This window comes from Paenarthrobacter sp. NPDC089988 (genome assembly GCF_044748465.1).
Taxonomy (GTDB): domain Bacteria; phylum Actinomycetota; class Actinomycetes; order Actinomycetales; family Micrococcaceae; genus Arthrobacter.
The window spans coordinates 53,132-65,236 of sequence record NZ_JBIVGD010000017.1 but is presented as its reverse complement, the minus strand read 5'-3'; the positions used below and the strand labels follow the sequence as shown (position 1 = coordinate 65,236).

General features: G+C 60.8%; 10 protein-coding genes. 4 read left to right on the top strand and 6 right to left on the bottom strand.

All coding sequences use genetic code 11. The annotated features are described in order from the left end of the window. Window positions 1–972: 972 nt before the first annotated feature. From ACIPV6_RS18305 to ACIPV6_RS18290, 4 genes are all read left to right on the top strand, one after another. Window positions 973–1,221 (top strand): hypothetical protein, encoded by a 249-nt coding sequence (locus ACIPV6_RS18305; RefSeq protein WP_400272245.1) that lies wholly within the window; start codon window positions 973–975, stop codon window positions 1,219–1,221. A 38-nt stretch (window positions 1,222–1,259) separates the two neighbouring features. Next, window positions 1,260–1,793, top strand: a complete 534-nt coding sequence (locus ACIPV6_RS18300) for a flavin reductase family protein (RefSeq protein WP_400272244.1) — start codon at window positions 1,260–1,262, stop codon at window positions 1,791–1,793. Window positions 1,794–2,370: 577 nt separating this feature from the next. Beyond that, the gene (locus ACIPV6_RS18295) at window positions 2,371–4,290 is read left to right on the top strand and encodes an ATP-binding protein (protein WP_400272243.1); all 1,920 of its coding nucleotides are present in this window, start codon (window positions 2,371–2,373) and stop codon (window positions 4,288–4,290) included. Next, entirely contained in the window at window positions 4,287–4,925 is a 639-nt protein-coding gene (locus ACIPV6_RS18290; RefSeq protein ID WP_400272242.1) for a response regulator, read from the top strand. The genes ACIPV6_RS18295 and ACIPV6_RS18290 overlap by 4 nt, the downstream gene beginning before the upstream one ends. 79 nt (window positions 4,926–5,004) lie before the next feature. Here ACIPV6_RS18290 and ACIPV6_RS18285 read toward each other — a convergent pair whose 3' ends face one another. The 6 genes from ACIPV6_RS18285 to ACIPV6_RS18260 form a co-directional block, all read right to left on the bottom strand. Next, window positions 5,005–5,199, bottom strand: coding sequence for a hypothetical protein (locus tag ACIPV6_RS18285; RefSeq protein ID WP_400272241.1), 195 nt, complete (start codon window positions 5,197–5,199; stop codon window positions 5,005–5,007). Between the two features lie 215 nt (window positions 5,200–5,414). Then, on the bottom strand, window positions 5,415–6,146 hold the full coding sequence (locus tag ACIPV6_RS18280; protein WP_400272240.1) for a fumarylacetoacetate hydrolase family protein: 732 nt from the start codon (window positions 6,144–6,146) through the stop codon (window positions 5,415–5,417). A gap of 129 nt (window positions 6,147–6,275) precedes the next feature. Beyond that, window positions 6,276–7,757 carry an NAD-dependent succinate-semialdehyde dehydrogenase gene (locus ACIPV6_RS18275; protein ID WP_400272239.1) on the bottom strand — a complete coding sequence of 494 codons (1,482 nt, stop codon included), beginning with the start codon at window positions 7,755–7,757 and terminating at the stop codon, window positions 6,276–6,278. A 79-nt stretch (window positions 7,758–7,836) separates the two neighbouring features. Continuing rightward, the gene (locus ACIPV6_RS18270) at window positions 7,837–9,522 is read right to left on the bottom strand and encodes a thiamine pyrophosphate-dependent enzyme (RefSeq protein WP_400272238.1); all 1,686 of its coding nucleotides are present in this window, start codon (window positions 9,520–9,522) and stop codon (window positions 7,837–7,839) included. Beyond that, the gene (locus tag ACIPV6_RS18265) at window positions 9,519–10,334 is read right to left on the bottom strand and encodes a hypothetical protein (RefSeq protein WP_400272237.1); all 816 of its coding nucleotides are present in this window, start codon (window positions 10,332–10,334) and stop codon (window positions 9,519–9,521) included. Before ACIPV6_RS18265 ends, ACIPV6_RS18270 begins: the two co-directional genes overlap by 4 nt. 495 nt (window positions 10,335–10,829) lie before the next feature. Further along, the gene (locus ACIPV6_RS18260) at window positions 10,830–12,032 is read right to left on the bottom strand and encodes an FAD-dependent monooxygenase (RefSeq protein ID WP_400272236.1); all 1,203 of its coding nucleotides are present in this window, start codon (window positions 12,030–12,032) and stop codon (window positions 10,830–10,832) included. Between the last annotated feature and the right edge of the window lie 73 nt (window positions 12,033–12,105).

Below are 12,105 nucleotides of genomic sequence, written 5' to 3'. Positions count from 1 at the left end.
TGCATTGCTTGGTTGATCTGAAACAGAATTCGGACCTGGGGTGTAATCCTCAAGCGTCTGATTTGACGCGGCGTCACATAGTTTGAACGACCTTTTATCCATGGGATCTCCTTTGCTTAGTAAGCGAAGTGCGCGGAACTCATGCACCTGCAATCGCAGTCCCATCCCGCCGTGCTCTCACACCCCACTCGTTGGGGCGGAATACCACTGAGGGCCGCAACCCAGCCAAGTTCCTTTCTGCCATCAACGAACTCGTGTCCACATTCCACGCATGGTGCATTGACCGTCGGTGCTGAGTGCCCAGCCTTCATCCATGAAACGAGGCGCAGAAGGCGCTTCCCCCCGGGTTTGTTTCGTTGTGAATTCATCGCCAGGAAATCCTTTGTGCGCATGGCCGTCGGTGGTCATGTCTGAGGCGCCAAGCGAGATAACCAGGAACCCAATTGGGGTTGACCTGACTCCTTGAGACGGAGCATCTCTACCCGGCCAGCAGAACCTCGAGTGACCTGACTCATAGACAATCACAGCTTCGTGAGCGGCCGCATCATCCTTTTGGTCGGAAAAAGACCATCCCATCGGAAACCCAACCGGCCGATGTGCGCCACATCACGCAACAGAAGAATTGATGTTGTAAGGACCTGGAGGGGCGGGTCACCGAACACCACTTCTGGAACATCGGGAGGCTAATCATGAAGCGCATAGCTTTAGTGAACAGCAGGTGGGACTGCCGGCCACTTAGCGAAAATCCCAGGGCAGGACAACCCGCCCAGGGCTCGGACCGCGAGCAGTGCCCAGTATGCCGCTCCTCCATTGACTTCCTGGATTGCCCCTTCTGCATGGGGAAGCATCCGCAGACGCAACCCCACCACACTCACCGCTAGGCAGGGCAACCCTCATATGCCGGGGCCCACTGTTTTCATATTCCCTCTTCACGTATTTGGTTAGGCCGCTCGCTTCAAGGAGGAAGCCATCATGTCCATCACACTCCAACTGCCCATGACTTTCCGTTCAAGGCGTAGGGATTTTTCGGCTGTAACAGCAGACCACTCATTTGACACTGCGGCCCGCCGATTCCACACGAAGCCTGGAGAGATCAGTGCCTCCCCCTGGGAGGGCCTATACATCGAGCCCGGCGACGAAACGGCGGAGGCAGTGGCCCGCACCGCTCAGCCGAACCCTGAACTCGAACGATTCCTCGCCGGCCTCATGTACGGCGAATAAGACGACTGCACACACCATAATTTAGGAGTTGAGCAAAGATGACTATCACTTTGGACCAGAAGACCGCTCTGGAACCGGCGTTTGATCCGCGGGTTTTCCGTGACACGCTCGGTCACTACGCCTCCGGTATCACCATCATCAGCGGCATCGACGAAGAGGGCCCGATCGGCTTCACCTGCCAATCCTTCTATTCCGTCTCCACCGAACCTCCCCTGGTCTCCTTCAGCGTCATGACCAACTCAACGACCTACCCGCGGCTGCGCGAGACCGGAAAGTTCGTCGTCAACGTCCTCGCCCACGACCAGGACACCGTCTCCAACCAGTTCGCCCGCAAAGGCACCGACAAGTGGGCCGGCATCGACTGGTCCCAAACCAACGCCGGCAACCCCGTCATCGCCGACACCCTGATGTGGCTCGACTGCGACATCTGGGCAGAACACGAAGCCGGAGACCACTACATCGTCATTGGCCGCGTCAACGAAATGAGCCCAGCGACCTGGCACAAAAAAGAACCACTGCTCTACTTCAAAGGCCAATACCGCCACCTCCGCGGCATCAACGAGAGCGCTTAGGCGCCCGTCCGGCTGCCGCTGCCGAAAGGACCTGCCCTGCCGCCGCCCTGACCTGCAAGTCAGGGTGGCGGAGTTTGAAATCCGCGGGCATTTGGGATGCCCTGGCGAAGGCGCGGCCAAGTAATCAGATGACCACCTACTCTGGATTGGCATTTTGCCAGAGGTATTGACATGTCGCATTGGCGCCAGAAACGCAAAACTAAACCGGCACGGCCCGTCGCCGAAATTCTCCGTGAACGCAACGAAAGAAGGACTGCCGCGCTGGTCGCCTGCATTGCAGAGATCAGCGGCACGGGTGGGCCTGACTCCGTTACCCATTCCGTCGTTGCTGAACGGGTTGGCCTTCCGCTCCAATGGGTCGAGTGGCAGTATCCTTCCCGGGAAAATCTTCTTGCCGTCGCGGGTAGGTAGCTGCTCAGCCATATATCGTCGGCCCGGTATTGGAAAGAACCGGGTCGACTTCCATTCCCATCAATTAATCGGGATCCGGCGATGAGTACAAGAGATGATCTGTGATGCATGAATTGGTCTTTGCTGCACCTGCCGGTCGTACCGACCCTCGTGAAAGACTATTGCCGTGAGCCCTGATGAGGCACTTCGCCGACTGAAACAAAGCGCTTTTGACGCATCTCCCCTGGCGACTGCCATCTTTCGAAAGGAGTCTCCTGAGGGGCTGGTCTTTCTCGGAGGGAACAGTGGGCTCGAGGCGTTGCTGCACGGTGCGGACCAGTCAGCCGGGGAGCCGGATCGGACAGCGGTCACGCCGGCCTTGGTAAGGCTAGTTGCAACGTCCCTTTCTGCGCCCGCTGACGATCGGACCCTGACAGTTCATCTGGGCGATCAGTTGGCAGCCTTCCGCCCGCAGGTCAAAACGTTCAAGGTACCTGGAGACCCTGCCGAGTATCTGGTTGTTCAGTTGACGGCCCTGGCGGATCGGGAATCCATCGAACACGACTTGCACTCGACAATCAGGCAGTTGAAGGATCTTTTGGATAACTCGGCGGCGCTGATGTACGTCAAGGACCTTGACGGTCGTTACCTTATCGCCAATCACTATTACGCGCGGCGCTTTGGGATCACGGCAGAGTCGATCATCGGGCTGACCGATTACGACCTGTTTCCCAAGGCAGTGGCCGACAACTATTCCAGTAATGATGACATGGTCATCAGGACTGCCAGCTCAATCGAAGTCGAGGAACTCTTGGCGACAGACCGGGACCAGTCCGAGTTGGATGAGGATAGTCGTTGGCTGTCCATTAAATTCCCGCTTCTGGATGACGCCGGCAAGCCATACGCTTTGGGCGCGATCTCCACGGACATCACTGACCGTAAACGGGCCGAAAGGGCCGCTCGTGAAGCGATGCATGAGGCCGAGCGTGCCAATCGGTCGAAAAGTGAATTTCTCTCCAGAATGAGTCACGAGCTGCGGACACCGTTGAATGCGATCCTGGGCTTCGCGCAGCTGCTCCAGGATCTTCCCCTCAGCCCTCGCGCAGCCGAAAGCGCAAGCCATATCCTTGATGCTGGCAAACACCTCCTGGCACTGGTCAATGATGTCCTGGACATCACGTGGATTGAGGCCGGAGCACCGGGCATTGCCTCAGCTCCTGTACCGGCCATCGAGTCGATCCACCAGGCCCTCGAACTTGTGCGGCCTTTGGCCGCGGCGCAGGACATTGAAATCGCCAGCGATCTGCATGGCGCCTTGCACCGTTACGTCCTGGCGGACACGCAGCGGCTCCGGCAAGTCTTTATCAACTTGCTCGGCAACGCTGTGAAGTTCAACAGTCCCCAAGGGGTGGTCAGAGTCTGGTGCGAGGCCGGGGACGGGGTGTTGCGTTTTCTGGTCATGGACACGGGACCCGGGATGGGTGAGGAAGACGTGGAGCGGCTGTTCAGGCCGTTCGTGCGCCTTGATCAGTCCGCCTCGGTTGAGGGCTCGGGCCTGGGCCTTGCCCTGTCCCGGAGGCTTGTTGAGGAAATGGGCGGTTCCTTGGGTATCGAACATACAGCACCGGGAGAGGGGTCAACTTTCTACGTGGACATGCCGCTGGCCCCTGCCCCCGTGGAGGAGCCCGTCGAGTCGGTCCCTGAAACGGGCGCCGTCGTTGCCACCGATGCGGCTCATGCTACGATCCTGCAGATTGAAGACACCTACGCCAACATCCGTCTGGTCGAGAACATCATTTCCGGGATGGGCGGGCTGAACCTGATCTCCGCGACAAGCGGCGAGTCCGGGGTGGCTTTGGCCCGGGACAAAACACCTCAACTCATCCTGCTGGATTTGAATCTTTCCGACATGTCAGGGGTAGACGTCGTTAAACTTCTACAGGAGGACGAGCGTACAAAGGACATACCGGTGATAATTCTTTCCGCAGATGCAACGCCGGCCCGCATAACTGAACTCAGGAGCATGAGAATACTGGACTACCTCACGAAACCGTTCGATATTGAGCATTTTGCGCGGACGGTTCGCCAGGCGTTGGCTCAGGCATGAAGGTTTTCACTGTTTTCATCGCCGATGACCACCCCGTCTACCGGGAGGGGCTGACGCAGAACTGGAAGAACGTGCCCCAAATCGAGGTTGTGGGTTCCGCTGGAGACGGCAAGAGCGCACTGGCAGCTATTCGCGAACTTAAGCCGGACGTGGCAGTCATGGACCTGAAACTGCCCGAACTCGACGGCATGGAAGTCCTTGAGACATTGTTTGCTGAAGCGGCGCCGACGAGCATCCTTGTTCTGACCGCGTACATGGACAGCAAAACGGTGTTCAGAGCCTTTACACATGGTGCGCGCGGGTTCCTGGAAAAAGCGGCGTCCTTCGACGAAATCACGGATGCAGTCCTGCGTATCGGTGCCGGTGGAACCATTATCGCCCCGTTCGCCCAGGACGTCCTGGCCCGCGAACTAAGGACCCGCCAAGACACCCCTGAAAGGCCGACGCTCACCGCCCGCGAGGTCGATATTCTGCGTCTGGCGGCCGACGGGCATTCGGGTCAGAAGATTGCCAACGAGCTGCACATCTCGCTGACGACTGTTAAGACGCATTTGCAGCACATCTACGAAAAGCTTGAGGTCTCGGACCGGGCGTCCGCTGTCGCCCAGGCCATTCGTCGCGGTATCCTCCACTGATTCCACCCGGACACCGAAATTAAGTGGCCAGGGCCACCCAACGTTGCGAGAGGGGCGGCCCTGGCTGCTTGGATGATTGTCACTTTCGAACAATCTCGATACCGTCACGCGGCGTGATGATCCGGCGCTCCTGAGTATCGTGTAAACGTATCCAGACCATTCTGCGGTCTTGAAAGTAGTCGTCTATCGTTGCCTCCATCGCCCGGCCATGGACCGGTTTCACGGTGACAACATCACCCCGCCGCAGCTTCTTCCAGCTGATCGCCTCGCTCATGCGCGGCACGCCCTCACCTGGGAACGAGCTCCGAATCCAGCCCTGTCCACCCATAGCGGCCGGGTTAGACGAGAAAAGGAGGCTGCGCGCCGGGGTGGCTGAAGGCGCCGAACACTGGGCTTGTACGCTCGTGGGCAGTTCGGGATCTTTTGCATGATGGCCGTCCATCCGAAGGTCTTGGGGAAATCCCTGTGTTGGGGGTGGCTGCACATAGGCTAGGCAACGGTGTTGGTCAGGGTGCCGATGCCTTCAATGGTGATCGACGTCGTATCGCCTGGCCGGACTTCGACAATTGTGCCGGGGGCCCCGGTCAGGACGATGTCCCCGGGTTCCAGCGCCATCCACTTGGTTACGTGGACCAGACACTCGATCACGCTGGAGGGAAGGTTGAAGGTGCCGGAGCCGGCCTCGGACCGGCCATTGACGGTGACGTCGATGCTCAGGCTTTCGGGGTCTACGATGTCCGTTTCGATCCATGGACCCAAGGGGGTGTAATGGGTGCCGGACTTGGCTTGAAAGAGTCGTTCGTCCAGCAGCGCCTGGCCGGTGTTGGTGACGTCGTTGGCGATGGTGTAGCCCAGAACATGGTCCAGGGCATTGTCTGCCCGAAGATTGAAGGCCGTCCTGCCAATGACCACGGCAAGTTCGCCCTCCACATTGACAGTTTCCGCGTCCCGGGGTGGTTCGATGGTGTCTTCGGGGTTGGCAACGGTGTGCACTGATTTGAGCCACGGCTGTATCGGTAACGGGTGGTCGCTGTCGTTGTGCCCGATACCGACAACGACGGCCGGGCTGATCGGGGCCAGCAGTGTGGCAGTCTCCGCCGAGGTCACCGGGCCCAGGAATGTCGGAACCGGGGCGAATGGGTCATCAATGTGGTGCCATTCCTCGTTCAGGTAGACGGCATGGCGAATGCCTTCACCGGTTAGTAGTCGCGCTATTCGCATTGCATTCCCGTCTCTCGCCCGCGGCCCGGACCCCAGTGGCAGGCGTTGCTCAAAAGGGGCTGATGTCCGCCGGGCTGCTTCCTTCCCCGTCATGCGGGGTGGGAAAGGAAGCAGCCTAAGCTGGGTTGGTTAGTCAGCGTGGGGGTTGTTGATGCCGATGTATTGGGTGTAGAGGTATTCTTCGATGCCTTCGAGGCCGCCTTCTCGTCCGAGTCCGGATTGTTTGATGCCGCCGAAGGGTGCGGCGGCGTTGGAGATGACGCCGGCGTTCAGGCCAAGCATGCCGGTTTCGAGTTTTTCGCCCATGCGGAGGCCGCGGTTCAGGTCGTTGGTGTAGACGTAGGCTGCGAGCCCGTATTCGGTGTTGTTGGCCAGGCGGATGGCGTCGTTTTCGGTGCTGAAGGTCGTGATGGGGGCGACGGGTCCGAAGATTTCTTCGGTGAGGATGCGGCTTCCCTCGGTGACGCCGTTGAGGATGGTGGGCTGGTAGAAGTAGCCGGGTCCGTCCACCGGGGCGCCGCCGGTGATGGGTGTGGCTCCGGCGGTGATGGCGTCGGTGACGAGTTCGTGGACTTTGTCCCGGCTCTTGGCGTCGATGAGCGGTCCGACTTTGGAGTCGGGTTCAGTGCCGCGGGCAGTGGTCATCGTCTTCATTTTCGCCGCAAATTTCTCGGCGAACTCGTCCGCGACGGTTTCGTGGACGATGAACCGGTTCGCTGCGGTGCATGCCTCGCCCATGTTCCGCAGTTTGGCGGCCATGGCACCGTCGACGGCGGCATCCACGTCGGCGTCTTCGAAGACGATGAAGGGTGCGTTGCCGCCCAGTTCCATGGAGGTGCGCAGGACCGTTTCGGACGCGTCGGCGAGCAACCGCCTGCCGACTTCGGTGGAGCCGGTAAAGGAGAGTTTCCGGAGGCGGGAGTCTTTGATCAGCGGCCCGGTGGTGGCTCCGGCGCTTGCGGAGGGGATGACGTTCAGGACACCGGCCGGGAGGCCGGCTTCTTGCATGAGGGCGGCGAACAGCATGGAAGTCAGCGGGGTGAGTTTCGCTGGCTTCAGGACCATGGTGCAGCCTGCGGCGACGGCCGGGGCGATTTTACGGGTGGCCATGGCCAGGGGGAAGTTCCACGGTGTGATCAGCAAGCACGGGCCTACGGGTTTCTTCGTGACCAGGATCCGGGACTTGCCGTCAGGGGCTACCGAGTAGCGGCCGAAGGTCCGGACGGCTTCCTCGGAGAACCAGCGCAGGAACTCGGCCGCGTAAGCAACCTCCCCGCGGGCTTCGGCCAGGGGCTTGCCCATTTCCAGGGTCATCAGCAGCGCGAACGTCTCTGCCCTTTCGGTGACGAGCTCGAAAGCGCGGCGAAGGATTTCGCCGCGTTCACGCGGTGACACCTGCGCCCAGGACTCCTGGGCGGCATCGGCGGCGTCCAGCGCCGCGGCCCCGTCTGCAGGGGCTGCGTCGGCGATGCTGAGCAGGACTTTGCCGGTGGCCGGGTCTTCGACGTCGAACGTCTTCCCGGCAGCGGCGGGACGCCACTGCCCATCGATCAGCAGCCCGGTGGGAACCGAGTCGAGTACGTCTGCTTCTGCCAGTGCGGGAACACTCATCGTTTCTTCCATTCCAAATCTATGTTGTCTTTTTGCTCAGGCCGGGAGCCGGCCGGGGCTGGGTGGGGTTGTCAGGGAGTTAGTAGGCTTTGACGCGTTGTTCGACGATCAGATGGATCAAGGCGAAAACCCCTTCTTCGTCGATGGCCCGCAGGGCGGCGGTGAGTGCCTCAGGGATCTCGGAGTCCTTCTCCACCCGGATACCAAACCCGCCGAAGGCTTGGGCCATCAGGGCGAAATCCGGGTTCTTCAGCTGGGTGCCCGAGACACGGGAGGGGTAGTGGCGTTCCTGATGGGTGCGGATGGTCCCGTATTCCTGGTTGTCCATGACCACCACGAGCGGGGTCGCGCTGTACTGCGCCGCCGTGGCAAGCTCCTGGCCGTTCATCAGGAACTCCCCGTCACCGGCGATGGTTACGACCCGCCGCCCCGGATACGCCAGAGAGGCAGCGATCGCTGAAGGAACGGAATAGCCCATGGAACCGTTCCTGGCGCTGATCATCGAGGCGTAGCGTTCGGTCGGGAAGTAGCGGTGCGCCCAGTTCGTATGCTCCCCGGCACCGAAGGTGACCATGGCATCCTGGGGCAAACCGGGCACCAGGTTGGCCATGAGGGTGTCCATCTTCGCTTGTCCCTGCCCCGGGTCCGCGGAGGGAAGCTGCGCGAAGGCTTCCTGTTCCGAACGCATCCTGGCCGTCCAATCCCGCCATTCATCCTTGACCGGCAGATCAATCTTGGCCAGATCCCGGACAAATACGTCGGGCTTGGACACGATCTGGTACGTGACCGCCCCGGAACGGCCACGAAGGGACGGATCGATGGTGACCAGGAAGTTTTCCTTGTTCCAGTCCTGACGGCACAAGAATCCGTCCGTGATGACATCCCCGGGGACCGTGCCGACGAACACCAGCAGATCGGTCTCTTCCAGCAGGTCATAGGTCGGACGCGGACGTCCGTACCCGATCGGACCCACATACGAGGGTGAACTGAACGGCACCGTCCCTTCGGTGCGCCACTCCGCGGCGGCCGGAATGTTGTGCTTCTCCAGCCATGCCGTCAACTGATCGGCGCCCTGCTGGGACCAGTCATTGCCGCCGGTCACGAACAAGGGCTTCGACGAGCCAGCCAGCGCCGTGGCCAGCGCCTCCGAATCCGCGGTCGTCATTCCGCCGGCCGCGACCGGAATCGGGGGGTGCAGGGCCGCCGGAACCTGCTGCCGGATCACGTCCTCGGGCAGCCCAATGACCACCGGACCGGGACGGCCACTCATCGCCGCAAAGAACGCCTCGGCCACAATCTCCGAGGCCCGTTCGGCATGGTCCAGGACCATCACCCGCTTGGCACCGGTATCAAACCAGGCCTTGATATCGAACTCCTGGAACGCTTCCCGGTCCCGGTGGGCAAACGGAATGAGACCGACGAACAACACCATCGGCGTCGAATCCTGCCACGCCGTATGCAACCCAACATGGGCGTTCGCAGCACCAGGACCCCTGGTCACCATCGCAACCCCGGGAACCTGGTTCATCTTCCCGTCAGCCTCAGCCATATACGCCGCACCACCCTCATGACGGCACACGATGGTCTCAATCCCCGAACCATGCAACCCATCCAGGACATCCAGGAAACTCTCCCCCGGCACCACATGGGCACGCTCCACACCATGAGCAACAAGGCTGTCAACAATCACATGCCCCGCAGACTTATGCGCGGTGTGTGGGTCAACCAGGGTGGCGTCTTCGGGTTGAACGGTGGTCTGTGTCATTTCATAAACTTTCTTATTGGACTGCTGGTGATCGGTACGAGTGCGGGTGGGTCCTGCAGGTTGTTCGCTGGCCCGGGGACGGGCCGTCGAAGCCCGTAGGAGTCAAAGCCGAGGACGTAGAAGAATGTCCACAGCACGGCAAGGTCGATGAAGCCCAGGGCATCGCCGTGGAGACCTGTCGCTACTGCTGGTTCGTGAAGGATCTGGTCAGCGGCGAAGGAGTAGTAGAGGGCGAAGGTTCCCAGACCGAGGGTGAACGTCAGCGCCGCCCGGGCCACCAGGTTTCCGGCCGCGGGCAGTGCGGTGGGCCGGTTCCCGAAAGCGGTGGCCCACAGAATCATCCAGAAGACCCAGCACACGCCCAGTTGCGCCGGGAACTGGGCGAAGGACGCTCCAAGCTCTGAAACAGTTTGTTGGCCCAGGAGTACATGGAGCAGTCCGGTCATTGCGAAGTACAGCCCCGTTCCAAGAACCAGGTTTCCGATGCTTGACGCCGCAGCCACCCTGCCTGGCCTTCCTCCGCCGATCTGATGCCATGGCCAGTTGTCCATGGTTTGTCCGGTCAACGTGATCGAAACGACCACGGAGTAGAACCAACCCAGAACCGTATCCAGCGGCATCAGCGCAGCAGTGGTCGTCGCCGACAGCGCCGGGAGACCAAACACCAGGTAGAGGCCAAGCGCCGGGAAGGCCAGGATCACAATTTGGACCAGCCCCGAGAGGGGTTGAGGAAGACGGAACGACGTTGAAGGCCACAATTTCCAGTTCTGGACGGACATCGCCCAGGTGACGAACCCGAAGAGGACGAACAACGCCCCGCCAGGTAGCCCTTTCCTTGCGGCCGGTCTGCTGCGAAGTCAGGGTGGGCTTCTCCCAGGAGGTGGGCCAGGAACCAGGTAACGGCTACGGCGAACAGGGACGCTGCGACCATGATGGCCAGGCCCCGGAACGGCTGTCTGAGTGTCCTGAAACCTGCAAATTCACAAATGAAACCTGCAAAGACGAAGAACAGCATGGCCCAGAAGACCAAAGCGTTGAACGGCATCGGGTACAGTCGCACAGGGCTTAGGAGCGGGTCCGCCAGTAAGTACCAACTGGAGAGGGACAAGGCTCCAACGACTGCCAGGTTGGCCAGTCCGAAGCCGATCCACTGTGCTGAACGACATGTAGAGGTCCGTCCCGGCACGGTTGCTGTGTGGGCGGTCATGGGCGATCTCCTTCGATCGGGGGCAGCTTCGACCAGCCAGTGCTCCTGTTCTCACGCAGAGACTCTGGCTACCGGTTCCACCCCGGAGCGAAGCTTTCGGTCAGTAGTTGAAGGACTCCCTCGGGCCGAGAAGACCGAATCGCATGGCGGGGTCCCCGGGTGTCCAGGAATTCGCGAACTGGGAGCTGTTGCCCATGTTGGCTGCACGTTCCAGCAGGGCGTTGCCGATCCGCAATTGCCCTGGTTCCCATTGCTGGAGTGCTTCCGGGATGTCACCGCCGGCCTTTTCGAGGGCATCCGCCAAGGCCCAGGCATCCGCTGCCGCCTTCGCTGTACCGGCAGCTGCGTGGGGACGGGCGGCGAAAGCGGCGTCACCGATGACGGCGACCCTGCCTGAGGCCATGTGCTCGGAGCGAACGTCGACGATGCGCTGGATGTAAGGCTGCTCCGTTCTCCGGACCAGTTCGGCCGCCGCAGGGGCGAGCACTTCGGCCCCTGCCCTCATCTGCTCAATGAAGCGGTCCTGTACCAGGCCTGGCGGAATGGACACGCCGCTTCGGGCACCACGCTTGTTGATGAAGATCTCTTCAGCTTCCGTGCCCTCGGGCATGTTCCGGTACCAGACGTAGTTCAGGAGCCGGTTGCCAACGGTCAGAGCCTCCTCCGGGCCCGGAATGGGGTACATGGCGATGTGCGTGTTGGGAGCGAAGGAGTAGGTGAACGCGTCGCTGAGCAGGTCGAAGGTCTCCTTGGAAACTTCGCCTTCAGGCACGGTCCCCCGCCAGCCGACATAGCCGGAGTAGTGCAGCGGAACGTCTCCATTCAGACGTTCACGTCCCACCGAAGAGATCCCGTCGGCAAAGACGACAAGTTCTGCCTGTTCGGTGCGTCCACTGGCGAAGCGGACCTCGACCGTGTCTGAATCTTGGGTGAAACCGACGGCGAACTCGTTCAGGACGCAGTTCTCTTGCCCGAAGTCGGTCAGCAGCGCCCGATACAACGTGCTCCAGGAGCTGTAACGCCATTCAGCCGGTTCCTCGAACAGAACCTGGTTGTCGCTGCCGAGATACCGCAACCACTTGGTGACTGTAGCGACTTCTTCAGGCGCGCTGATGCTGCGCTCGGTGAACCATCGGAGCATCTCCGGCTGCAGTACGATCCCACCGCCGCGCCCGTAGAGTTCGGAGGAGCTGCGTTCAAAGACCGTGACCTCGAAGCCTTGGTCCCGGAGCAGCAGCCCGGCAGTCAGCCCGGCGATTGAGCCGCCGAGTATGATGGCGCGCGATCCGTTCTTTGTGGTCATTTCCTACTCCTTTTGCTTCGTTGCCCGTCAGCGGCAACCGTCTACTTAAAGTGTGTTTCAGTTCCGGTATCCG